The following is a 582-nucleotide window of genomic DNA, read 5'->3' as shown; positions in this document are numbered from 1 at the left end:
TATTGAAATATATTGATTTTAATTTTCTCTCATTTAAAAAAAATAATGGTGGTTTAACATTGCAATTTGAAAATAAAACCACCATACAAAGAAATTTACTTCAAATTATCTGTAATCCTTTTACAGAGGAATTCATAGAAGTTACTTGCATAATATTGTGGATCTTTGGGTGAAAAATCAAAATAGAGTGCACATTCTCCATTCTGGAATTGAGAATAATCGAAGAAAAATGTCTCTCCAAAATCGGTTCTACTAACAATAAGTTGTTGTGGCGTTGCAAAACCATTTTTTCTATAATTTAAGTTTTTATAAACAATATCATCACTACGAACAATCTCAAAGTTTGTATCATAAACGCTACATATTCCCTCACCACAAATTTCCCCTCTTCCATAGTTTTTTAAAAAACTTTTATAGGAAGACGTAAACTGCAAACCAAGAGTTTTCTCTGCTTTTTCAATCAGTGCATCATCAACTACTTCATCTGTAGAGCCAAAATCGATACTATCGTTATATTTATCAACTAGTACTGCAACATCAGCTAAGGTATAGGTTTTCATAGATGATCCTCAAAACTTGCGT

1 protein-coding gene is annotated in these 582 nt (G+C 30.4%); it reads right to left on the bottom strand.

The genetic code is table 11. The annotated features are described in order from the left end of the window. Positions 1-95 precede the first annotated feature (95 nt). On the bottom strand, positions 96-560 hold the full coding sequence (locus tag ACFIM6_RS10155) for an SMI1/KNR4 family protein (protein WP_375612702.1): 465 nt from the start codon (positions 558-560) through the stop codon (positions 96-98). Between the last annotated feature and the right edge of the window lie 22 nt (positions 561-582).

This window comes from Bartonella sp. AA9NXGY (assembly GCF_042196845.1).
In the GTDB taxonomy this organism is placed as follows: domain Bacteria; phylum Pseudomonadota; class Alphaproteobacteria; order Rhizobiales; family Rhizobiaceae; genus Bartonella.
Note: the sequence above shows the minus strand (reverse complement) of the source record. Positions and strands in the feature narration are given on the sequence as shown.